The sequence below is a fragment of the Methylobacterium sp. Gmos1 genome, from assembly GCF_053764715.1.
Map to the genome: position 1 here is coordinate 177,621 of NZ_JBSNCC010000012.1, position 22,719 is coordinate 200,339.

Sequence of the window (22,719 nt, forward strand, 5' to 3'; positions counted from 1 at the left end):
CCGACGGATCAAGCGGAAGGGGCGCAGCGTCGCTCACGACCGCACAGCAATCGCGAAGCTCTCCAAGTCTCTGTTTTGCCGCCTTTTCTTCGACGAACCGGTGCCCGCTTCGTCGGACAATGCTCTAGCCCGCGCGGGAGAGGGACGCGGCTTCGTCCGCGTGGCCGGCCCGGTGCAGGAAGTCCGGGATCGCCTCGCCGAACACCCGGTCCGCCGCCGCCCGGTCGTCGGCCGCCACCGCCGCCGCCAGGCGGTCGAGCCAGGCGGCGAGCTGGGCGCGGTCGGCGAAGATCGGCTTTGCCGCCATCACCCCGTCGATGCCCTCCAGGTTCACCATCGGCTCGTCGCGGGCGAACAGGATCTCGTTCAGGCGCTCGCCCGGGCGGGCGCCGGTGACGACGACGTCGATGTCCTCGCCGGGCTCGAAGCCGGCCAGGCGAATCATCCGCTCGGCGAGGTCGCGGATGCGCACGGGCTGGCCCATCTTGAGCACGTAGACGGCGGCGCGCTGGTCGCCGGCGCCCGCGGCGCGGGCCTCGCGGTCGGCGTGGGAGGCGGCGGTGAGCACGAGGTCGGCGGCCTCGCGCACGGTCATGAAGTAGCGCACCATGTCGGGGTGGGTGAGCGTAACGGGACCGCCGCGGGCGATCTGCGCCTTGAACACCGGCACCACCGAGCCGACCGAGCCGAGCACGTTGCCGAAGCGCACCGCGACGAGGCGGGTCTCCTCCGGCCTGCGGCCGGCATCGAGGGCCTGGGCGTACATCTCGGCGAAGCGCTTGGTGACGCCGAGCTGCGACACCGGCTCGATCGCCTTGTCGGTCGAGATCATCACCAAGGCCTTGGCGCCGGCCGCCAGCGTCGCGTCGGCGACGTTGACCGAGCCGAAGACGTTGGTCTTGATGCCCTCGCTCCAGTCCCGCTCCAGGTAGGGCACCTGCTTCAGCGCCGCGGCGTGGAAGACGTAGTCGGGCCGGAAGTCCTTGAGCACCCGGATCATCCGGTCGCGGTCGCGGATGTCGGCGATGACGCCGCTCACCCCCTCCTGGCCGGAGAGCCCGGGGCGGCTGAGCACCCCGTGCAGGGCGGGCTCGGAACTCTCCAGCACCAGGACGGCGCTCGCCCCGAAGGCGATCGCCCGCGCGCAGATCTCCGAGCCGATCGAGCCGCCGCCGCCGGTGACCACCACCCGCTGCCCGGTGAGGAAGTGCTCCAGCCGCGGCCGGTCGATGGCGACCGTCGGGCGCAGCAGCAGGTCCTCGATCTCGATCGGGGCGAGCTCCGCCCCGCGGCCGGCGTCCCCCAAGCTCGTGACGCGGGCGAGCGGCAGGCCGAGGCGGCGCGCCCGCGCGATCAGCGCCTCGGGCTCGGCCTCGGGCGCGAGCGCGCTCGGGGTCGCGACGAGGCGGCGGATCGGAACGCCGCGGGCGCCCAGGGCCGCCACCACCTCGTCGAGGTCGGAGACGGATCCCAGCACCTTCACGCCGCGCATGGTCTGGCCCTGCTCCTCGGCGCGGGGCGAGAGGATGCCCTTCGGGTCGAGCTTGCGCACCGCGCCCGATTCGATGGCGCGCAGCACCACCTCGATGTCGTGGCCGCGCCCGATCAGCAGGGTCGGCGTGCTGGCACCACGCGCCGCGCTCTGGCGCGAGCGGCTGTACTTCAGGTAGCGGAACGCCAGCCTCGGGCCCCCGAGCAGGAAGACCTGGAGGACGAAATACAGCCCGATGGCGATCTTGCCGAAGAAGTAGATGCCGAACGCGACCGGCGAGACCAGCACGTAGTCGAGCACCAGCAGCAGCAGCGTGAGCACGGCCACGGCGCGCACGATGTTGGCCAGATCCGGCAGCGAGGCGAAGCGCCACTTGGTCCGGTAGAGCCCGAAGGCACGGTAGACCAGGCCGGCGCAGGCCACGAAGGGCGGCAGCAGCACCGGCAGGTGGGCGAGCCGTTCGGCGAGCAGAGGCCCGTCGAACCGGATCACGAAGGTGAGGAGCACGGCGAGGGCCGTCGCCACGAGGTCGTGGACGATGATCGTCGCGGTCTTGAGGATCTGTCTGCGCATCGGGAGCCGGGCGCGGTATCGGCCGGGGCTTCCGCGGTGTCAACGCGGGCGGTCGCCCCGGTTTCTCGCCCGGCGGGATTTGCCAAACGCCGCCGCTCCGCCATCTGGGCATACAGACAGGGAGCATCGCGGGTGCGCGATGCGCAAGAGGGAGATCCCCGCGCCGCATGCCCAGCCTCGCCTTCTACGGCTCCAGCCTGCTCTCCGCCTACTGGAACGGCGCCGCCACCTACTATCGCGGCCTGATCCGCGACCTCGCCGGCCGGGGCTGGCACACGACCTTCTACGAGCCCGACGCCTTCGAGCGCCAGCAGCACCGCGACATCGACCCGCCGGACTGGGCGCGCTCGGTCGTCTACCCCGCTACCGACACGGCGGCGCGGGCGGTGATCGCCGAGGCGGCCAAGGCCGACGTGGTGGTCAAGGCCTCCGGCGTTGGCGTCTTCGACGACCTCCTGCTCGTCGAGCTGGCGCGGACGGCCCGGCCGGACGCGGTGCGGCTGTTCTGGGACGTCGACGCGCCGGCGACGCTCGCCGAGATCGGCGCCGCCCCCGACCACCCGATGCGGCGGGTCCTGCCCGATCTCGATCTCGTGCTGACCTACGGCGGCGGGCCGCCGGTGGTCGAGGCGTATCGCGGCTTCGGGGCCAGGGCCTGCGTGCCGATCTACAACGCGCTCGATCCCGACACCCACCACCCGGTGCCGGCGGAACCGCGGTTCGCCGCCGACCTCGCCTTCCTGGGCAACCGGCTGCCGGACCGCGAGGCGCGGGTCGAGGAGTTCTTCCTGAACCCCGCCGCGAGCCTGGCCCAGCGGCGCTTCCTCATCGGCGGCAACGGCTGGGAGTGGCGGGCACTGCCCGACAACGTGCGCCGCGTCGGCCACGTGCCGACCGCCGACCACAACGCCTTCAACACCTCGCCCCGCGCCGTGCTCAACATCGCCCGCGACTCGATGGCGGCCACCGGCTGGTCGCCGGCGACCCGGGTGTTCGAGGCCGCCGGCGCCGGCGCCTGCCTCATCACCGACGCCTGGACCGGCCTCGAGATGTTCCTCGCCGAGGGAAGCGAGGTGCTGGTCGCCCGCGACGGAGGCGACGTCGCCGCCCATGTCGAGGCGCTGACGGAGGAGCGGGCGCGGGCGATCGGCGCGGCGGCGCGCCGACGCATCCTGTCCGAGCACACCTACGCGCGCCGGGGCGCCGAGGTCGATCGCCTGCTGCGGCAGGCCCTCGCCGCCCGCCGGGGGGCGCTCGCGTGAGCCGGCCCCTCGACCTCGTGGTCTTGGGCCTCAGCCTGTCCTCGTCCTGGGGCAACGGCCACGCCACCACCTACCGGGCGCTGCTCGGCGCCTTCGCCGCCCGCGGCCACCGGGTCACCTTCCTGGAGCGCGACGTGCCCTGGTACGCCGCCCACCGCGACCTCGCCGATCCGGGCTATTGCGACCTCGTGCTCTACCGCGACCTCTCCGCGCTCGCCGACCTGACGCCGCGGCTCGAGGCGGCCGACGCCGTGATGGTCGGCTCCTACGTGCCGGACGGCGTCGCGGTCGGGCAGATGGCGATCCGAGCCGCCCACCGGGCGGGCCATGTCGCGGCCTTCTACGACATCGACACCCCGGTGACCCTGGCCAAGCTCGCCCGCGGCGACCACGAGTACCTGACGCCGGAACTGATCCGCGCCTACGACCTCTACCTCTCCTTCACCGGCGGCCCGACGCTCGCGCGGCTGGAGCGCGAGCACGGCGCCCCGATGGCCCGCGCGCTGTACTGCTCGGTCGATCCGGAGCGCTACGCCCCGGTGCCGGCGCCCTTGCGCTACGACCTCAGCTATCTCGGCACCTACAGCCGCGACCGGCAGCCGACCCTGGAGCGGCTCCTGATCGAACCGGCCCGCCGGGCGCCGCACCTCGCCTTCGCGGTCGCCGGGCCGCAATACCCGGACGGGATCGACTGGCCGGACAACGTCGCGCGCCTCGACCACGTCGCGCCGGCCGACCACCCGGCCTTCTACGCCGCCAGCCGCTACACCCTGAACGTCACCCGCGCCGACATGATCGCCGCCGGCTACAGCCCGAGCGTGCGCCTGTTCGAGGCCGCCGCCTGCGGCACGCCGCTGATCTCGGATTCCTGGGACGGGCTCGACACCGTGCTCACCCCCGGCCGCGAGATACTGGTGGCGGAGGGCCCAGAAGCGGTGCTGGGGATCCTGGAAGGACGGGACGAGGCCGCCCGGACGGCCCAGGCCGAGGCAGCCCGGGCCCGGGTGCTCGCCCGCCACACCGCCGCCTGCCGGGCGGCGGAACTCGAGGCCGCCCTGCGCGAGGCGGGGGCGGGAGGCTGACCCGCGCCGGTCCTCGGGCGAATCCCTCCCGCGCGTTGCGGCGCCGCCCGGCCCTGGGGTAAGCCGGCCCCAGCCTCGCGCGGGAGCCCCTTGCCATGCAGACCTTCGACTCGGACGGCGTCTCGATCGCCTATATCGACGTTCCTCCCAAGGAGGGCGCGGCCGAGCCGATCCTGCTGATCCACGGCTTCGCCTCGAACCACCTCGTCAACTGGGTCAACACCTCCTGGGTGCGCAGCCTGACCTCGGCCGGGCGACGGGTGATCGCCCTCGACAACCGCGGCCACGGCCGCAGCGGCAAGCTCTACGACCCGGAGGCCTACGGCTCCGACCTGATGGCCGAGGATGCCCGCCGGCTCCTCGACCACCTGGGGATCCCCCGCGCCGACGTGATGGGCTACTCGATGGGCGCGCGGATCACCGCCTTCCTGGCGCTCGCCCATCCCGACCGCGTCCGCTCGGCCCTGCTCGGAGGATTGGGCATCCACCTCGTCGAGGGCAGGGGGCTGCCCGCCGGCATCTCGGAGGCGATGGAGGCCCCGTCCCGCGACGCCGTCACCGAGCCGACGGCGCGGATGTTCCGGGTCTTCGCCGAATCGACCGGCAGCGACCTCAAGGCGCTCGCCGCCTGCATGCGCGGCTCGCGCCAGACCCTGTCGCGGGCGGAAGTCGCGCAGATCGAGGTCCCGGTCCTGGTGGCGGTCGGCACCACCGACACCGTGGCGGGCTCAGGCCCGGCGCTCGCCGACCTGATCCCGGAGGCCAAGGCCCTCGACATCCCCAACCGCGACCACAACCTCGCGGTCGGCGACAAGGTGCACAAGGCCGGCGTGCTGGAGTTCCTGGACAGCCGGCCCTGACCATCGGCCGGGCCGCGGGCGATCCGTGCTCTCGCCGGACAGCCCTGCGCCCGCGGAGAGGGGAGAAGGCTCGCGCCGCGCCCCGATACCTCCGCATCACGCCGGACCGGATTGCCAAACAATCGGTCGTGCGCAAATAAATCATGTCAACCGCGCATCCCGGAAGAGGGAGCGCGCCTCCAGGGAGGACGCCATGTCGACCGACGCCAACAAGGACCTCGCGCGCGCCTACTTCACCGCCTTCCTCGAACGCGACGAGGCGTGGTGGCAGCGGCACGTCGCGCCCGGGTTCGTGCGCCACGATCCCGGCCTGGACTTCGCGGTGCGCGGCCCCGAGGGCGTGGCCCGGCTCGGCGAGGTGCTGCATGGCGGCGTCACCGAGATGAAGCTGCCGATCGAGGACGTGATCGCCGAGGGCGACCGGGTCCTGGTCCGCCTGCGCTTCCAGGGCCGCCACACCGGCGACCTGATGGGGCTCAAGCCCAGCGGCAGGAGCATCGACATCGCGGTGATGGACCTCTTCCGCATCGTCGACGGGTGCCTCGTCGAGCACTGGGCGCTCCTCGACAATCTCGGCCTGCTGAAGCAGGTCGGCGCCCTCCCGGCCTGACCCACTCACATCGCACCGGGAGAGCCCAGCATGTCCGCCCCCCAGATCATCCTGCACCACTACGCCTTCTCGCCCTACGCCGAGAAGGTCCGCCTCGCCCTCGGGCTGAAAGGGCTCGACTGGGGCTCGGTCGACGTCGCGATGATGCCGCCGCGCCCGCTCCTCGATCCGCTCGCCGGCGGCTACCGGCGCATCCCGGTGCTGCAGGTCGGCGCCGACATCTACTGCGACACCCACGCGATCCTGCCGGCGCTGGAGCGGCTGCAACCCGAACCCAGCCTGTATCCGGCCCTCGGGCCGGCGCTGACGGAAGCCCTCACCTACGGCCTCGAACGGGACCTGTGGCTCGCCGTCATCGGCATCACGGTGCACTTCGCCGGCGACCTACCGGAGGCCTTTTTGCGCGACCGCAAGGACGACTACCTCTACGTCGACATCAGCCACGCCGCGATGGAGCCGGACTTCGCCCGCAACGCCCAGCGGGTCGCGGCCTGGACCTCCTGGCTCACGCAGGCGCTGGCGGACGGCCGCCGCTTCCTCGCCGGGGAGGAGGCCGGGGCGGCGGACCTGGCGCATTACCACCTGCTCTGGCTGATGCGCGGCGGCGAGCGGGCCGCGTCGGTCGACCGCTTGCTCGGGCTCGAACCCCTCCACGCCTGGATCGCGCGGGTCGCCGGCCTCGGCCACGGCCGGCGGCGGGAGACGAGCGCCGAGGCGGCCCTGGAGGCGGCGCGCGCCGCCGAGCCCGCCCCGGTCGAGGCGGTCAACGCGGTGCCCGACCTCGTCGCGGCGGCCCCGGGCGATCGCGTGACGGTGACGCCGGACGACTTCGCCCGGGTGCCGGTCGAGGGCCGGCTCGTCGCCGTGGACGCGGGCGGGATCGTCATCCGCCGCGACGACCCGCAGGTCGGGGCGTTGCACCTGCACTTCCCGCGGGCGGGGTTCGTGGTGGCGAAGGGCTGAACGGTTCCGGGTCGATCAACGACCCGGTTGATTAGGCCAGACCGGAGCCCTCCCTGTCATTCCGGGGCCGCGCAGCGGAGCCCGGAATCCAGGCACGCAGCACGTCGAGGTCGGAGCGGGACGTGATCCGCTTTGTCCTGAGCGTTCGGCGGTTCTGGATTTCGGGTTACGCTACGCGGCCCCGGACTGACAGGGCGGGTGTCGCGATCGTCTGAGCTAGGCTGACAGGCCTTCCCGACTTGCGGTTTCCGACCTCCGGGCCGGCGCGCCCGCCCCCCGAGACCCCGTGACGCGGTGAACGCGAATTTAGTGGCCGCAGCGGAAGCGGCGCCTATCTGCGTCGGCGCACCGTATGATCGTGTCGAGTTCGGGATGAAGGGTCGCTCGTCCAAGTCGCCGTCGTGGATCGATCCGTCCACAGCCGGAGGTCGCCGCCTCATCCATATACCCAGCACGAGTATAGTGCATCAATCCGGATCGATGAATGCTGCCTGAGCGGCGCGCCTCGCGCGGCCGGACGGCGGATGCTTGCCCATCACGATCGCGGCGCGCGATCGGCACAGGAGGATCGACGACGTGGAAACCTATAAAGACGTCCTGTCGGGCAAGTGCCCCTTCGGCGGCGACCGCGTCGGCGGTGCGCAGGCCACCCCGCCGACCCTCGAGAACTGGTACCCCGACCGCCTGCGCGTCGAGACGCTGCACCAGAACGGCCCGCAGGCGAACCCGCTCGGGGCCGAGTTCGATTACCGTGCGGCCTTCGCGTCGCTCGACTACGAGGCGCTGAAGAGCGACATCAAGCAGTTCCTGACGAGCTCGGTGTCGTGGTGGCCGTCCGATTACGGCAATTACGGCCCGCAGATGATCCGCATGGCCTGGCACTCCGCCGGCACCTACCGCATCGCCGACGGGCGCGGCGGCGCCGGCCAGGGCCTGCAGCGCTTCGCCCCGATCAGCAGCTGGTGGGACAACGGCAACACCGACAAGTCCCGCCGCCTGCTCTGGCCGATCAAGCAGAAGTACGGCAGCGCCCTGTCCTGGGCCGACCTGATGGTGCTGACCGGCAACGTCGCCCTCGAGATCATGAACTTCCCGACCTACGGCTTCGCCGGCGGCCGCGAGGATGCCTGGGAAGCCGACAACGCGACCTACTGGGGCCCGGAGCTGTGGGACCCGACCAACGTCAAGTCGTTCGACGAGATGGTGAACCGCGACAAGCGCTGGCGGGGCAAGAACGGCGAGGCGGAGTACGACCTCGAGAACCCGCTCGCCGCATCGCACCAGTCGCTGATCTACGTCAACCCGGAAGGGCCCTACGCCAACGGCGATCCGATGGGCTCGGCCCGCGACATCCGGGTCACCTTCACCCGCATGGCGATGAACGACGAGGAGACGGTGGCGCTGATCGCCGGCGGCCACGCCTTCGGCAAGAGCCACGGCATGGTCAAGGCCGACCGGATCGGCCCGCCGCCGGAGATCGCCCCGATCGAGGCGATGGGCCTCGGCTGGCACAACCCGGAGGGCTCGGGCGCGGCCGAGCACACGATGACCAACGGCATCGAAGGCTCGTGGACGCAGGATCCGACGACCTGGGACAACAGCTACCTCGAGAACCTGTTCAAGTTCGAGTGGAAGCAGACCCGCAGCCCCGCCGGCGCCCTGCAATGGGAGCCGGTCGACCCTGACGCGCCGAAGACGCCCGACGCCCACCTCCCGGGCCAGTCCCACCCGCTGATGATGATGACGAGCGACATCGCGCTCAAGACCGATCCGGTCTACCGCGCGATCTGCGAGAAGTTCCTGTCGGACTTCGACTACTTCACGCTGCAATTCTCCAAGGCGTGGTACAAGCTCACCCACCGCGACATGGGCCCGAAGGAGCGCTACGTCGGGCCGGAGACCAAGATCGAGGACGACCTGCTCTGGCAGGACCCGATCCCGCCGGTCGACCACCCGCTGGTGGACGAAGCCGACATCGCCGCCCTGAAGGCGGAGATCCTGGGCAGCGGCCTGTCGGTCTCCGACCTCGCCTTCACGGCGTTCTCGTCGGTCTCGACCTACCGCAACAGCGACAAGCGCGGCGGCGCCAACGGCGCGCGGCTGGCGCTCGCCCCGCAATCGGGCTGGGCCGTCAACCGGCGCACCCTGCCGGTGATCGAGGCCCTGCGCGGCATCATGGCGGGCTTCAACGGCAAGGCCGCCGGGGGCAAGAAGGTGTCGCTGGCCGACCTGATCGTGCTCGCCGGCTGCGCCGCGGTCGAGCAGGCGGCGAAGGACGCCGGTACGTCCGTGACGGTGCCCTTCGTCCCCGGCCGGATGGACACGACGCCGGAGCTCACCGACGAGGAGAGCTTCGAGTGGTTGAAGCCCGTCGTCGACGGCTTCCGCAACTACGTCGACCCGTCCTTCGCCGAGATCACCCAAGGCCGCGTCGCCCCCGAGCAGGTCTTCCTCGACCGGGCCAACCTGCTGGCGCTCACGGCGCCCGAATGGGTGGCGCTGACCGGGGGCGTGCGGGCGCTCAACCTGAACCATGACGGCGGACGCCACGGCGTCTTCACCGACCGCGTCGGCACCTTGACCAACGACTTCTTCACCGTGCTCACCAGCATGGACTACGAGTGGAAGAAGACGGACGCGGCCGGCCTCGCCTTCACCCTCGACGACCGCCAGACCGGCGAGACCAAGTTCACGGCGACGCGCTGCGACCTGATCTTCGGATCGAACGCGCAGCTCCGGGCGGTCGCCGAGATCTATGCCGGCCACGACGGGCAGGAGCGGTTCGTGCACGACTTCGTCAAGGTCTGGCACAAGCTGATGATGCTCGACCGCTACGACGTGAAGCGCAACGAGGCGGGGATGACCAAGGCGGCGTAGACGCGGCGCTGCATCTGCTGAAAGACGTTCCCTCTCCTACGGGAGAGGGAACGCTGCGACTTGCAAGGCCTGGTCGGACCCGCTCCTGGGATTGAAGCTCTCGATGTCATACTGGGCTCCGCTCTCGCGGCCCCGGGATGACGCGAAGGGTGTTCATACCAATTGGCGAGGTCAGGCCGGTCCCTGGTGATCTTGATGTCGGCATGCGCGAGTAAAATCGCGCCCTCAACCCCCCATCATCTTCGGAATCGCCCCGCGCAACCGCGAGTAACCCCGGTTCGACAGGGGCCAGGCCCGCTCGTCCCAGTCCCGGCGGACGCGATGGCAGCCCGGCGGCAGGGCGTCGGCCGACGGCCCCACCGGCGCCCACGCCGTCACCACCGGCAGATCGCCCGCCCAACCCTCCCGCACCGGCCCGGCCGGGCAGCCGAAATGCGCGGCGGCCCGCTCCAGCGCGTCCGCCATCGCCGCCGCATCCGCGGCGCGCACCGGCTCCGCCGCCTCCTCCGCCGAGGCGACGAGGCCGCCCACTCGCGTCACCCGGGCCCCGCCGAGGGACAGGCTCTCCGGGCTGAGGTCGTCGAGGTGGAGGAGCAGGGCGACCGGGCCGTCGGGGACGGAATCGGCCGGTGCCAGCGGCACCTCCCGGGGCGGCGTCTCCTCCTCCAGGGACGCGGCCCCCTCGTTCAGGCCGGAGGGATCGTGGCGCCCGTCCGTGAAGTCGCGGATGTTGTCGCGCCGCGCGACGTAATGCTTGCCCCGGGTGTGCAGCCCCGCGACCCAGCGCCAGGACAGGGTGTTGCTCGCCGGGTCGCCGTCGAGGAGGTGACGCAGGAAGAACGCCGCGCCGAGCTCCCAGGGCAGGCCTAAGGTGAAGATCCAGATCGAGGCGAACCACATCCGGGCGTGATTGTGCAGCCAGTTCTCCTCGACGAGCTGCAACGCCCAATCGTCTAAGCCGTCGATCCCGGTCCGCCCGCCGATTGCCCGCTCGTAGGTCCGGCGCAGGCCGGGCTCGGCGGAAAGCCGCGCGTTCCCTGCGTCGCGCCCGGCGGGGTAGCGCGCCCACACCTCGGGATGGGTCTCGAGATGGCCCTTGAAGTAGGTGCGCCAGAAGACTTCCGACACGAACTTCTCCGCGCCGCGCTCGCCGAAGGCCCGTCGGGCTGCCTGGGCGACCTCCTCCTCGGTGACGAGCCGGCGGCGGAGATAGGGCGACAGCGCCGAGGTCGTCGGCGCATCCCGGCCGCGGTCGGTGTTGCGGGCGGCGGCGTAGTCCGCGCCGGGGCCGGCCAGGAAGGCGGCGAGCGCGTCGAGGCCGGCGGCGCGGGTCAGGGAGGGGAAGTCGGGCATGACCCGGATCTAGGCCGGCCGCGCGCGGGGGCAGCGGCGACGACGGCCTCGTCCGGGCCCTGAGCCGATCGGTCGCGGCGCTTACGGCTCCCCCGGCAGGGCCGAGGCCTCCAGGCGCCGGGCGCTGCGGCCGAGCAGGGCCTCGCGCAGCCGCAGGGCGTCGCCGCGGGCAAGGACCCCGGCGAGGCGGTGGCGCAGGTCGGCGCAGTCGCCGGCAGGGGAGGGCGGCGGCGCCGTCGCGACGGGTGCCAGCGGTGCCGGCCCGGCGAGCGCCCGGTCGAGGAGGGCGCGCATCCGCGCGACGCCGCCCCGGCGGCCCGGCAACGCCTCGGCGGCAGCGAGCAGGTCGCCGTCCCGGCCGATCGCGCGGCAGCTCTCCTCGCCCGCGCTCGCCGCCATCGCGTCGAGGACGAGCCGGCCGAGGGCCGCGAGGGTCGCGTCGTCGGCTCCCGCGAAGGCCGCGCGCAAAGCCCCCAGAGCCTCGGCCCGGATCAGGTCGAGCCCGTCGCTCTCGCTGCGCCCCTGCCGGTAGGAGTCGCGGTAGCGGGCAGCGATGCCGTCGAGCACGCCCGGCCGGGGGCCCGCGAAGGCGGCGAGGAGGTCGACGGCGCGCAGCACCGCCGCCCGGGCACCGCCCGGCGAATCGTCGTCGTCGAGGGTCGAATCCGGCAGGTCGCCCGGCCCGACCAGCCCGGTGACGACCCCGGCGGCGCGCAGGCGGGCCGGATCGGGAATCCAGACGTCGCGCGAGGGCGTGGCGAGGGCCTGCGCGACGAAGGCGGGCTCCAGGCCCGCGGCGAGGTAGAGGCCGCGCTCGTCGCCGGCATCGACCGCGATCATCTGCCCGAACAGCCCGGGCTCGTAGGGGGCGTGGAAGCCGAGGCGGCTGTCGGCCACGATCAGCCGCTCGCGCCCGCGCACGAAGGCGAGGGTGCAGGCCGAGACGCAGTAATCCGGCACGTAGGTGGACAAACCCCGCGCGGCGACGAGTTCGCCGATCGCCGCCCCCTCGTCGACGAGGCCGCCGTCGCTGGTCAGGTGCAGCCGCGTCACGCCCGGATTCGCGTCGAGCAGGCGGCGCAGGCGCTCGGCGGTGCCGTCGTTGAGGTCGCCCCACAGCCGCACGTCGCGCCCGCCCGGGCCGAGGGTGACGCGGGCCGGCGGCCCGTCGGGGCTCGTGTCGAGGACCGCCTCGAGGTTGCGCGACAGGCCCCCGAAGGCCGGGGTCAGGGCGCCAGCCATTCCGGCGAGCCCGAGGCACGCCGCGACGACGCCGGCGCCGGCCCAGGTTCGAGCCCAAGTTCCAGCCCAAGTTCCAGCCCAAGTTCCCGCCCAAGTTCGCACGCTTGCGCGGCCTCGCCGCACACCCGCTCCCCTCATTCCGGTCCCCCATGCCTGGCCGGGCTTTTGCCCTTTGTCCTGGACCCCACTCAGCCACATCGCCGGGGCGATGCGAAGACGTCGAGGTATGGACAAGGGTCAGCAAGATCCGGGCCGAACTGGGGCCGGAGCATGGTTCGTTTCGCCAATGGGTCCGGGCGTGGAAACAGTTCTCAAGAGGGAGGCGGCGCGGGAGAAACTTGCGCTCAGGCCCGCGCCACCGTGTCGCGGCGGCGGAATTGCCTCAATCTTTGAGCGGATCGTGGCCCCAGTTCATGAGGGAGTAGCGCCAGCGCGAGGTCTTGGCGTCCTCCTTCGGCCCTCCTTGCGCGAGGTGGCGCTTCACGTAGGCTGCGACCTTGCGCATGTCGGCGTAGTCGTCGTCGGTGAGATCGGCCTTCTTCGTGTGCTTGATCTCGACGATCCGGCGGCCCTGGTGATGGCCGACCGATTCGCCGCCCTTCGCGCTCTCCTTCTTGGCGCCGTCGCTCCAGCCGACCGATTGGCTCTCCTCGGTGTCGAGCCACTTCTCCAGCTCGCCCGGCGCCATGTTCACCGCCTCGCGGAAGGCCTGGAAGGTCTCCTCGCGGTCGTCCGATTCGCTCTGCTTGCTCACGCGTCGTCTCCCGTTGGCCGTCACGTCGCGCATCAACGCCGCGAGGGGCCCGGCGTTCGTTGCCGGCAGACGGGGCGGGCGGCGGGCGCTAGGGTCGTGGGCCCCCCGCACGGAGCATCGCCATGACGAACACCGACGAACTGCTCTACGAGCTCGATGCCGAGGGCATCGCCCGGATCACCCTCAACCGGCCGCAGGCGCGCAACGCCCTGACCTTCGCGATGTACGAGCGCCTGCACGGCCTGGCCGAGGCGATCGACGCCGATCCGGCGATCCGCGCGGTGGTGATCCAGGGGGCGGGCGGGCGCGCCTTCGCGGCCGGCACCGACATCGCGCAGTTCCGCGCCTTCTCGACGCCCGAGGACGCGCTCGGCTACGAACGGTTCATGGACCGGGTGCTCGGCGCGCTCGAACGCTGCCGCACCCCGACCATCGCGGCGATCGCCGGGGCCTGCACCGGCGGCGGCGCGGCCATCGCGGCCGCGTGCGACCTGCGCATTGCCACGCGGGACGCCCGGTTCGGCTTCCCCATCGCCCGCACCCTGGGCAACTGCCTCTCGGTCGGCAACCTGCGCCGGCTCTCGGCCCTCGTCGGCGCGTCTCGTGTCAAGGAGATGATCTTCACCGCCCGGCTGGTCGAGGCCGAGGAGGCGCGCAGCATCGGCCTGGTGAGCGAGGTGGTGGAGGATGCGGCCGCCCTCGCCGAGCGGGCGACCGACCTCGCCCGCCTCGTCGCCGGCCACGCGCCGCTGACGCTCGCTGCCACCAAGGAGGGCCTGCGCCGGGTGCGCGACGAACCGCCATCCGAGACCGGCGACGACCTGATCCTGCAATGCTACACGAGCGCGGATTTCCGCGAGGGGATGGAGGCCTTCCTCGGCAAGCGCCCGCCGCGGTGGAGCGGGCGGTGATGCGTGATCGCCTGCGCAAACGATTGGGACTTGCTCTGATTCGCTCCGCTTGAGCGACATTGACCCAGAGCCTGTTCGATCGGCTCTTGCAGAATCAAACGGGCTCTCACCGACTTCCGTGCCGTCGGCTACCATGGACACTCTTTTTGGCGTGCGAGGACGCCGCCGCGAAGAGCCTTGCTATCCCGCCCGCGGCCCATCGTGAGGTGCCGGCCGATCGGTGATCGGTTGGCCTCGATGGAGGCCTCCAGTTCTCTCGGAGACTTCTGGACGCCTCCTTCAAGGTCACTCGATCTTCGATCGAATGACGCGTCACGGCGGTGTAGGAGGAATAAAGCTCTACCGATCGAACAGGCTCTGAGCCTGGGAACAGCGCCGAGACTTCCATCGATCGACGGGCCGCCGACGCGGCCTCGCGCTGCTCGTATCTTCGGCGACGTCTACGACACACGCGACGCCATCAAACAATGAGGCCGACGGCGCGTGGCGTCGTCGGCGCGGGCCGGGGCATGAGAGCACCGGATTCGGGACGCGCCGCTCGCGGCGCGTCGGGCCGTCAGTGGATCGGCTGGTCCTTGCGCTCGTTCTGGGCGAGCGAGGCCTCGTAGCTCTCGGCCTGCGCACGGGTCAGGCCGCTGACGAGCACGAGCGTGCCGCGGTAGACCGTGTAGGTGCCGTCCTGGGTGGGCTTGACGCGAATGACCTGGGACATGCGCTGGCTCCCTTGCGCGAATCACGACTGATTTTCTTGGATTTGAACGTGACGTTAACGATTCGGAGGATTCGCGCAAGAGGGGTGACCGCGAAACCGCCGGCTTCTCGACACGATCTTGACCAAAGTACAGTCGGGCGAGGGAGGGCGCCGCGCCGTCTCCTCGTATCGAGCCGACAACGCGCCGGCCAGCCCCGGGATCCGGCACGGCCGGCTCAGGATGTCGAGGAGAAACGCCGCAGGGAGAGCCTGCGGGACATCAGGTTCAGGACGGCGAGCGGACGCTCGACACGTGGATCGTCGGCGCGGTCTGGGCGGAGGGCGCCAGGATCGGGGCCTTGCCGGGCAGCGTCCACCAGCCGACGGCGGAATGGACCGCGAGCGTGAGGCAGAGCAGCACCAGCATCGAGACCGCGTGGCGGGCCATGCTCGGGGTCGCCGCGGGCGCGTGCGGCGCGGCCGGCGCCAGATCCAGCGGCTCGGGCTCCAGCGGGAGGAGCGAGCTGTAACAACCGGCGGGCTGGCCGGTCGGGCGGTGGAAGGGTCCAATGTTGAACATCGGCGTCTCCTGTCGAGGCCCCTGCGACGGAGGGCTATCGGAACCGCCCAAAGTTAACAGCTGCTGAACGAGACGCTAGCCCCGATCACGAAACCGTGAACGAAGATGCTTGTACACCGTCCGTTCAGGATCCGAACGAGGGTGACGGGCCTGCCTTCTCCCTTCAAGACCGTCCTTCAAACGGGGGGGGTCGCGAACAGGTCGGGATGCCGCAGGCGCAGGGTCTGAAGGAGGCAGAGCGTCTTCATGTCCACGACCTCGCCCCGGTCCGCCATGGCGGCGAGGTCGGCGAGCGCGACCTCCACCACCTCGATCGTCTCGTGCTCCTCGGCGAGGCCGCCGCCGGCACCCTCGCGGTCCGAGGCTCGGTAGGGTGCGAGGAAGAGGTCCATCCGCTCGGTCGAGAGGCCCGGCAGCGGCCAGACCCGGCCGACGGGTTCGAGCACCGGCAGGCGCAGACCCACCTCCTCGAAAGCCTCGCGCCGGGCGCAGGTCTCCGGATCGTCCTCGTCCCGCAGGCCCGCCGGGGCCTCCAGCACCGAGGCCGTGCCGTCGACGAAGCAGGGCGGCGTGCGGAACTGCCGCACCAGCAGGGCGACCCGGCGCTCGGGATCGTAGGGCAGCACCGCGACCGCCGGCCCGTGATCCTCGACCTCGCGGCCGATCCGGGTGCCGTCGGGCATCTGCACCTCGGCCACGAGGTAGCGCGCCCAGCCCTCGTAGACCGTGCGGGTACCCAGAATGCGCGGCGGGGTCTCGTCTCGGCTCACGCGGTCCTCTCCTCGGCGACGTCGGGCGCTGCCCCGCGGCGGATCTCGAAGGTCAGGATTCCGTCGTCGCGCAGCATCCGGTCGAGATGGTCGCCGCGCTCGCGCAGCAGGTTGGGAATGTCGATGGCGGCCATCGGGTCGGTGCAGCGCACCGACAGGCCCTCGCCCGGCGCGAGGCCGCGCAGGGCCTTGGCGGTGCGCAGCACCGGCAGGGGGCATTTGAGCCCGCGCAGGTCGAGGTCGTGGTGTCGCATGTCGGCTCGGCTGTCGCCCGTCGCCCTCCGGTTGAGCACATCCGGCGCAGACGAGAAAGCCCGGCGCGGGCATCCCCGCGCCGGGCTCTCGTCATTGCGGGCCGTGCGGCCGATCAGTAGCCGTAGCCGTAGTAGCCGCCGTAGGCCGGGTAGCTGTAGCCGTAGGACGGATAGCTGTAGCCGTAGCCGTAGCCGCCGACCGGAGCGTAGCCGCCGCCGTAGTAGCCGCCGTAGGCCGGGTAGCCGTAGCCGTAGGACGAGGCCGAGCCGGCCGCGATGGCGCCGCCGATGATGCCGAGCGCCGCGCCCGCCGCGAGCGCCCCGCCGGCGCCGATGCCGCGGCGGTAGCCGTAGCCGCGGTAGCCGCCGCGGTACCCGCCGTAATAGCCGCCACCGCGCCAGCGCACCTGGTCGACGGTCGCGCCCGAGCCGGCGATCGCGGCCGAGGTGGCGGCCGGCAGCGGCGCAGCCTGCGCCCCGACGGTCCCAGCGGTCAGGGCAGCGGCGGCGCCGGCCGCGAGGGCGAGGGTGGTGATGCGAGACATTCTTGATCTCTCCGAACGTATGGGGTGCGTGCCCCCGTAGGCCTCAAGAACGGCCAAGGACCGGCCTCTGTTCCAAGATTCGGAGTGAAATGACGGACGGTCAATCCGTAGCGGCTACGCTTGCGTAGCGGGAGATAAGCTTGAGCGTTCGCAAAGGCGCCGCTCGCGTGACCAGCTCGACTGTGGAGGAGGCGTGGCCGGCTCCCCCGGCTGTTCGATGTGCCGCGGCGCGACGAGCCCCTCCGGCTCGTCCCGGGACCATGCATCGGAGCCCGGAACGAGGGGGAGCCTGCCAGGGCCGCACCGGACGATCGCCGCGGGCGGCGCCTCAGAATGCGCAGGCGCCGAAGGCCGGATCCACCGAGCGGTTCCACGGCCCGTCATAGAGCGCGAGCAGGTCCTCGGCCCGGCTCTGCGAGGCGGCGATGGCCTGGAGCGGCGCGAGGTAGAGCGTCTCGTCGCGCCCCTGCGCGTCGCGCCGCGCCCGTGCCCGCAGGCCGGCCTCCGAGAGAGCCAGCGCGTCGCGGGCGAGATCCCGCAGGCGCCTCTTGCCCGCCGGCGCGTCGAGGCCGAGGCGCGGCACCTCGGCCCGCATCGTCTCGCGCTCCTCCGCCGTCAGCTCGCGCACCAGCTGCCAGGCGCCGTCGAGGGCGGCGGGGTCGTAGTACAGCCCGGTCCAGAACGCCGATTGCGCGGCGATCATGTTGGCGTCGCCGACATCGGCCCCGCGCATCTCCAGGAAGCGCTTCAGGCGCACCTCGGGAAAGGCGGTCGAGGCGTGGTTGGCCCAGTCCGAGACGGTGGCGCGCTCGCCCGGCAGGGCGTCGAGCCGCCCCTCCATCAGGTCGCGGAACGAGGCGCCGCTGACGTCGTGGTAGGTCTCGCCGCGCTTGACGAAGTACATCGGCACGGCGAGCAGCCAGTCCGCGTAGGCCTCGTAGCCGAAGCCCTCGTCGAACGCGAAGGGCAGCATGCCGGTGCGGTCGCGGTCGGTGTCGCGCCAGATCTCGGAGCGGCGCGACAGGAAGCCGTTGGGCTTGCCGTCGGTGAAGGGCGAGTTGGCGAACAGGGCGGTCGCCACCGGCTGCAAGGCCAGGCCGACCCGCATCTTCGTCACCATGTCGGCCTCGGACGAGAAGTCGAGGTTCACCTGCACGGTCGCGGTGCGCAGCATCATGTCGAGGCCTAAGCTGCCGACCTTGGGCATGTAGCCCTTCATGATGCGGTAGCGGCTCTTCGGCATCACCGGCGTCTCGTCTTGAGTCCATTTCGGGCTCATGCCGAGGGTGAGGAAGCCGATGCCGAGGGGGTCGGCGGCTCGGGCCACCGCGTCGAGGTGCTGGCTCAGCTCGTGGGCGGTGGCGTGGATGTCCGGCAGCGGCGCGCCGGAAAGCTCGAACTGGCCGCCGGGCTCGAGCGAGATCGCGCCCCCGCCCTCGACCGCCGAGAGGCCGATCACCCGGCCGGCATCCTCGATCGTCTCCCAGCCGGTGATCGCCCGCAGGCCGTCGAGCAGCGCTTCGATGCCGCGCTCGCCCTCGTAGGGCACCGGCGAGAGGTCGGCGCGGTAGAACGGGACCTTCTCGTGCTCGGTGCCGATGGCGAAGGCGTCGTGCGGCTTCTCGCCGGCGGCAAACCACTCGATCAGCTCGGACCGCGCGCTGAGCGGGGTCGCGTCGGACACGTCGCGCGCCATGCGCCACCTCGTACTTAGTTCAAGAAAACGATGTCTCCCGGCGGGCCGGCGACCCACCGTCAAGGTTGCGCTTAGATAGGCCGTGGACGACCGACCCGCAACGCGGCTGCGGCATACCCCCGGGTTCCATCCCGCAAGCCCCCGCCGCAGGGCCCGTCAACCAACCGTTCACCACCACGACCGGATCCGGCGCGATCCCTCTTTGAATTGGAACAAAACAGGAACAAAGATTAGGCCGACGAAAGGGGACAGACCATGAACATACGCAAGATCCTCCTCGCTGTCACGGAGGTCGCCTCGATGGGCCTGCTCACCGGCGCCGTGGTCCTGTGGGCGGTGGCGCTGGCGCCGTTGCACTGAGGGGCCGGCGTTGCCGCGCGGCAACGGAAGGGGAGGTTCCGCGGATTCCGCGGTGAATCCCCAGCGATTTTCGGCCCGGTGATGCGCCCCGGGTCGTGACTCGTGAGCCTCCGCCGGGAATCCTGCCGGGCTTGAGTGCCGGAGTGAGTCGCCTTGCAGATCCTGAAGCCCGTCGGCTACGTCCACCTGCACGTCCACTCCTCCTACTCGCTGCTGGAGGGGGCGCTGAAGATCGGCGACCTCGTCAAGGCGGCGGGCGCCGACCGGCAGCCGGCGCTGGCGCTCACCGACACCAACAACCTGTTCGGCGCGCTCGAATTTTCCGAGAAGGCGGCGGGCTCCGGCATCCAGCCGATCGCCGGGATGCAGCTCAGCGTCGCCTTCGAGGCGGCGGAGGGGGGAAAACCCAACGCCGCCCACCCGCACATCGTGCTGCTCGCCAAGGACGAGACCGGCTACGGCCACCTGCTGCACCTGGCGAGCCGGGCCTATTTCGACAACGAGATCGGCGAGGTGCCGCGCGTTTCCGCCCAGGCGTTGGCGGAGTGCGCCGGGGGGCTGATCGCGCTCACCGGTGGCATGGGCGGCCCGGTCGATACGGCGCTGCGCGCCGGCCGGGCCGAGCTGGCGCTCGCCCGGCTGGAGGCCCTGAAGACCGCCTTCGGCGAGGACCGGCTCTACGTCGAGGTGCAGCGCCACGGCCTGCCCGACGAGCGCATGGTCGAGGGCGAGCTGATCCGGCTCGCCGACCGGCACGGCCTTTCGCTCGTGGCGACGAACGAGCCCTACTTCGCCAAGCCCGAGGATTACGAGGCGCACGACGCGCTCCTCGCCGTCGCCGAAGGGCGCCTCGTCTCCGACGACAAGCGCCGGCGCCTGACCCCGCGCCACGCCTTCAAGACGAGGGGAGAGATGGCGGATCTCTTCCGCGACCTGCCCGACGCGCTCCAGGCCACCGTCGAGATCGCGATGCGCTGCGCCTGCCGGGCGCGCACCCGCAAGCCGATCCTGCCGAGCTTCGGCGCCCCCAGCCTCACGACGCCGGCGCAGGGCACGCCCGAGGGTGCCGCCGTGCAGGCTCTCGCGGCCGCCGCGACGACCGCGGTGGCCAAGGAGATCGCCCCCGACGAAGCGGCCGAGCTGCGCCGCCAGGCCGAGGAGGGCCTGACCGAGCGCCTGCGCCAGCACGGCCCGGCCGAGGGGCTGACCGAGAAGGATTACCGCGACCGGCTCGAATACGAGATCCGCGTCATCACCAACATGAAGTTCCCGGGCTACTTCCTGATCGTCTCGGACTTCATCAAGTGGGCCAAGGAGCACGACATCCCGGTCGGGCCGGGCCGTGGCTCGGGCGCCGGCTCGCTCGTCGCGTGGTCGCTCCTCATCACCGACCTCGACCCAATCCGCTTCGGCCTGCTGTTCGAGCGCTTCCTCAACCCCGAGCGCGTCTCGATGCCGGATTTCGACATCGACTTCTGCGTCGAGGGCCGCGAGCGGGTGATCCGCTACGTGCAGGAGCGCTACGGCGAGGAGCAGGTCGGGCAGATCATCACCTTCGGCACCCTGCTCGCCCGCGGCGTGCTGCGCGACGTCGGCCGGGTCCTGGAGATGCCCTACGGCCAGGTCGACAAGCTGACGAAGCTGGTGCCGCAGAATCCGGCCAACCCCGTGACGCTCGCGCAGGCCATCGAGGGCGAGCCGAAGCTCCAGAGCGCGATCGAGGAGGAGCCGGTCGTCGCCCGCCTGATGAGCATCGCCAGGAAGCTCGAGGGCCTGCACCGCCACGCCTCGACCCACGCCGCCGGCGTGGTGATCGGCGACCGGCCGCTCCAGGAGCTGGTGCCGCTCTACCGCGATCCGAAGACCGGGATGCGGGTGACCCAGTTCAACATGAAGTGGGTCGAGCAGGCGGGCCTGGTCAAGTTCGACTTCCTCGGCCTCAAAACCCTGACGGTGCTCCGCGCCGCGACCGACCTGTTGAAGCTGCGCGGCATCGAGGTCGATCTCCCCTCGCTGCCGATCGACGACACCCTCACCTACGAGCGCTTGCGCAAGGGCGAGACGGTCGGCGTGTTCCAGGTGGAATCGGCCGGCATGCGCAAGGCGCTGGTCGAGATGTGCGCCGACCGGTTCGAGGACATCATCGCCCTCGTCGCCCTCTACCGCCCGGGCCCGATGGCCAACATCCCGGTCTATTGCGAGCGCAAGCTCGGCCGCGACGCCGGCAACGAGAAGAACTGGTACCCGCACGAGAAGCTGGAGCCGATCCTCGCCGAGACTTTTGGGATCATCGTCTACCAGGAACAGGTGATGGAGGTGGCCAAGGTCCTGGCCGGCTACTCGCTCGGCGACGCCGACCTCCTGCGCCGCGCCATGGGCAAGAAGATCAAGGCGGAGATGGACGCCCAGCGCGACCGTTTCGTGAAGGGCGCGGTCGAGCGCGGCCTCGACAAGGCCAAGGCCAACGAGATCTTCGACCTGCTCGCAAAATTCGCCGATTACGGCTTCAACAAGTCGCACGCCGCGGCCTACGCGCTCATCACCTACCAGACCGCCTACCTCAAGGCGAATTACCCGGTCGAGTTCATGGCCGCCTCGATGTCGCTCGACATCGACAACACCGACAAGCTCGCCGAATTGCGCCAGGACGCGCAGCGCCTCGGCATCAAGGTCGAGCCGCCGAACGTGAACCGCTCCGGCGTCACCTTCGAGGTGCATGACGGCGCGATCCGCTACGCGCTGGCCGCGATCAAGGGCGTCGGCCGCGCCGCCGTCGAGGCGATCGTGCAGGCCCGCGGCGACAAACCCTTCCGCGATCTCGGCGACTTCGCCCGGCGCCTCAACCCGAAGCAGGTCAACAAGCGCACGCTGGAAAACCTCGTCGCCGCCGGTGCCCTCGACGCGATCGAGCCCGACCGGGCCAAGGCCTTCGCCGCCGTCGAGCCGATGATGCGTCTCGCCCAAGGTGCCGCCGAGGCCGAGACCGTCGGCATGATGGACATGTTCGGCGGTGTGGCCGCCGCCGAGGTGGCTTTGCGCATCCCGGCTTACGAGAACTGGCCGATGGCCGACCGGCTCAAGCGCGAATACGACGCGGTCGGCTTCTTCCTCTCCGGCCACCCGCTCGACGAGTACGGCGACCTGTTGCAAAAGCTCCGGGTGCAGACCTGGGCCGAGTTCTGCCGCTCGGTCCGCGCCGGCACCTCGACGGTCGGCCGCGTCGCGGCGAGCGTGCTCGACCGCGCCGAGCGCCGCACCAAGACCGGCAACAAGCTCGGCATCGTCACGCTCTCCGACCAGACCGGCCACTTCGAGGCGATCATCTTCTCCGAAGGCCTCTCTCATTACCGCGACATGCTGGAACCCGGCGCCGCCCTGGTGCTCCAGCTCCAGGCCAGCACCGAGGGCGAGGACGTGCGCGCCCGCATCCAGACCTGCGAACCCCTCGACCAGGCCGCTTCCCGCCACCAGAAGGGCATGCGGATCTACCTGCGCGACGAGCGCCCGATCTCCAGCGTGCAGCAGCGGTTGCAGGTGCGCGGGGAGGGGGAGGTGTCGCTGATCCTGATCCTCGATGGCGGGGAGCGGGAGGTGGAGGTGAAGCTCGGCGGCAAGTACCAGGCGACGCCGCAGATTGCGGGGGCGCTGCGGGCAGTGCCGGGGGTGGTGCAGGTGGAGGTGAGTTGAGTATTTGATACGCCGTCTTCCTGTTGAGAGAAATATTGATCATGATATACGTTTGCCGCAATCGGCATGATCATTGTTCAACTTATTATAACGTGGAAAATTCATAAATATATCAAGCATTTATTATAAAATTTACTTACTAAATATATTTGGCGAG

The 22,719-nt window shown here is 71.1% G+C and carries 18 protein-coding genes; 8 read left to right on the forward strand and 10 right to left on the reverse strand.

Annotated elements, in window-relative coordinates; translation table 11 throughout:
• Nucleotides 1-124 precede the first annotated feature (124 nt).
• Nucleotides 125-2,065 (reverse strand): SDR family NAD(P)-dependent oxidoreductase, encoded by a 1,941-nt coding sequence (locus ACS5PV_RS21760; protein WP_455397427.1) that lies wholly within the window; start codon nt 2,063-2,065, stop codon nt 125-127.
• A gap of 167 nt (nt 2,066-2,232) precedes the next feature.
• Between ACS5PV_RS21760 and ACS5PV_RS21765 the strand changes: the two genes are divergently transcribed.
• From ACS5PV_RS21765 to katG, 6 genes are all read left to right on the forward strand, one after another.
• Nucleotides 2,233-3,327: a CgeB family protein gene (locus ACS5PV_RS21765; RefSeq protein ID WP_455397428.1), complete on the forward strand. Its 1,095-nt coding sequence runs from the start codon at nt 2,233-2,235 to the stop codon at nt 3,325-3,327.
• Nucleotides 3,324-4,409, forward strand: coding sequence for a CgeB family protein (locus ACS5PV_RS21770; protein WP_455397429.1), 1,086 nt, complete (start codon nt 3,324-3,326; stop codon nt 4,407-4,409). The genes ACS5PV_RS21765 and ACS5PV_RS21770 overlap by 4 nt, the downstream gene beginning before the upstream one ends.
• 95 nt (nt 4,410-4,504) lie before the next feature.
• The gene (locus tag ACS5PV_RS21775) at nt 4,505-5,269 is read left to right on the forward strand and encodes an alpha/beta fold hydrolase (protein ID WP_455397430.1); all 765 of its coding nucleotides are present in this window, start codon (nt 4,505-4,507) and stop codon (nt 5,267-5,269) included.
• A gap of 193 nt (nt 5,270-5,462) precedes the next feature.
• Nucleotides 5,463-5,879 (forward strand): ester cyclase, encoded by a 417-nt coding sequence (locus ACS5PV_RS21780; RefSeq protein WP_455397431.1) that lies wholly within the window; start codon nt 5,463-5,465, stop codon nt 5,877-5,879.
• Nucleotides 5,880-5,909: 30 nt separating this feature from the next.
• Entirely contained in the window at nt 5,910-6,842 is a 933-nt protein-coding gene (locus ACS5PV_RS21785; RefSeq protein ID WP_455397432.1) for a glutathione S-transferase family protein, read from the forward strand.
• 576 nt (nt 6,843-7,418) lie between these two features.
• Nucleotides 7,419-9,719: a catalase/peroxidase HPI gene (gene katG / locus ACS5PV_RS21790; protein WP_455397433.1), complete on the forward strand. Its 2,301-nt coding sequence runs from the start codon at nt 7,419-7,421 to the stop codon at nt 9,717-9,719.
• 225 nt (nt 9,720-9,944) lie between these two features.
• Here the strand turns inward: katG and ACS5PV_RS21795 are convergent, their stop codons facing one another.
• The 3 genes from ACS5PV_RS21795 to ACS5PV_RS21805 all read right to left on the reverse strand — a co-directional run bounded on the left by ACS5PV_RS21795 (nt 9,945) and on the right by ACS5PV_RS21805 (nt 13,068).
• Entirely contained in the window at nt 9,945-11,072 is a 1,128-nt protein-coding gene (locus tag ACS5PV_RS21795) for an FAD-binding domain-containing protein (RefSeq protein ID WP_455397434.1), read from the reverse strand.
• A gap of 81 nt (nt 11,073-11,153) precedes the next feature.
• Nucleotides 11,154-12,314 carry a hypothetical protein gene (locus tag ACS5PV_RS21800; protein ID WP_455397435.1) on the reverse strand — a complete coding sequence of 387 codons (1,161 nt, stop codon included), beginning with the start codon at nt 12,312-12,314 and terminating at the stop codon, nt 11,154-11,156.
• A 382-nt stretch (nt 12,315-12,696) separates the two neighbouring features.
• Entirely contained in the window at nt 12,697-13,068 is a 372-nt protein-coding gene (locus ACS5PV_RS21805) for a DUF3140 domain-containing protein (protein ID WP_455397436.1), read from the reverse strand.
• A gap of 122 nt (nt 13,069-13,190) precedes the next feature.
• Between ACS5PV_RS21805 and ACS5PV_RS21810 the strand changes: the two genes are divergently transcribed.
• The gene (locus tag ACS5PV_RS21810; protein WP_455397437.1) at nt 13,191-13,979 is read left to right on the forward strand and encodes an enoyl-CoA hydratase/isomerase family protein; all 789 of its coding nucleotides are present in this window, start codon (nt 13,191-13,193) and stop codon (nt 13,977-13,979) included.
• A gap of 556 nt (nt 13,980-14,535) precedes the next feature.
• On the opposite strand, the gene ACS5PV_RS21815 is transcribed toward ACS5PV_RS21810, so the two are convergent.
• The 6 genes from ACS5PV_RS21815 to ACS5PV_RS21840 form a co-directional block, all read right to left on the reverse strand.
• Nucleotides 14,536-14,691, reverse strand: coding sequence for a hypothetical protein (locus ACS5PV_RS21815; RefSeq protein ID WP_455397438.1), 156 nt, complete (start codon nt 14,689-14,691; stop codon nt 14,536-14,538).
• 265 nt (nt 14,692-14,956) lie between these two features.
• Nucleotides 14,957-15,250, reverse strand: coding sequence for a hypothetical protein (locus tag ACS5PV_RS21820; RefSeq protein ID WP_455397439.1), 294 nt, complete (start codon nt 15,248-15,250; stop codon nt 14,957-14,959).
• Nucleotides 15,251-15,426: 176 nt separating this feature from the next.
• Nucleotides 15,427-16,020, reverse strand: a complete 594-nt coding sequence (locus ACS5PV_RS21825) for an NUDIX domain-containing protein (RefSeq protein ID WP_455397440.1) — start codon at nt 16,018-16,020, stop codon at nt 15,427-15,429.
• Nucleotides 16,017-16,274: a sulfurtransferase TusA family protein gene (locus ACS5PV_RS21830; protein ID WP_455397441.1), complete on the reverse strand. Its 258-nt coding sequence runs from the start codon at nt 16,272-16,274 to the stop codon at nt 16,017-16,019. The genes ACS5PV_RS21825 and ACS5PV_RS21830 overlap by 4 nt, the downstream gene beginning before the upstream one ends.
• A gap of 113 nt (nt 16,275-16,387) precedes the next feature.
• On the reverse strand, nt 16,388-16,819 hold the full coding sequence (locus ACS5PV_RS21835) for a hypothetical protein (protein ID WP_455397442.1): 432 nt from the start codon (nt 16,817-16,819) through the stop codon (nt 16,388-16,390).
• A gap of 328 nt (nt 16,820-17,147) precedes the next feature.
• Entirely contained in the window at nt 17,148-18,515 is a 1,368-nt protein-coding gene (locus ACS5PV_RS21840) for a glutamate--cysteine ligase (RefSeq protein WP_455397443.1), read from the reverse strand.
• 513 nt (nt 18,516-19,028) lie between these two features.
• Between ACS5PV_RS21840 and dnaE the strand changes: the two genes are divergently transcribed.
• On the forward strand, nt 19,029-22,562 hold the full coding sequence (gene dnaE / locus ACS5PV_RS21845; RefSeq protein WP_455397444.1) for a DNA polymerase III subunit alpha: 3,534 nt from the start codon (nt 19,029-19,031) through the stop codon (nt 22,560-22,562).
• Nucleotides 22,563-22,719 lie beyond the last annotated feature (157 nt).